A 531-nucleotide genomic window follows, 5' to 3' on the forward strand; every position below is an offset into this window, starting at 1 on the left:
TCAAATAATTTTCGTGAATTAGAGTATGCAATAGACGAAATTACTGAAATTGCCAAAGGATTTGGACTTGATTATTTTCCAATGAGATATGAAATATGCCCATCCGATATTATTTACACGTTTGGTGCGTACGGAATGCCAACAAGATATTTTCATTGGAGCTTTGGGAAAAAATTTTATAAGATGAAGTTACAATATGATCTAGGATTAAGTAAGATTTATGAATTAGTGATTAATTCTAATCCATGTTATGCATTTTTACTTGATACCAATAGCCTCATACAAAATAAATTGATCGTTGCCCATGTACTCGCTCATAGTGATTTCTTTAAAAATAATGTACGATTTAGTAATACAAAACGAGATATGGTCGAAAGCATGACTGCAACTGCTGAAAGAATTAATCAATATGAACAAAAATATGGAAAAAAGCTAGTAGAAGAATTTTTGAATGCGGTTATAGCTATTCAAGAACATATTGACCCTTCAATTGTAAGAAATAAATTATCGTGGCAATTAGAAGATGATATG

Annotated in this window: 1 protein-coding gene; it reads left to right on the forward strand. The window is 30.3% G+C overall.

Annotated elements, in window-relative coordinates; genetic code table 11:
* The coding region (locus CN692_RS19120) for a SpoVR family protein (RefSeq protein ID WP_257144081.1) at positions 1 to 531 on the forward strand (531 nt) is incomplete at both ends.

Source organism: Bacillus sp. AFS002410 (genome assembly GCF_002556365.1).
In the GTDB taxonomy this organism is placed as follows: Bacteria; Bacillota; Bacilli; order Bacillales; family Bacillaceae_G; genus Gottfriedia.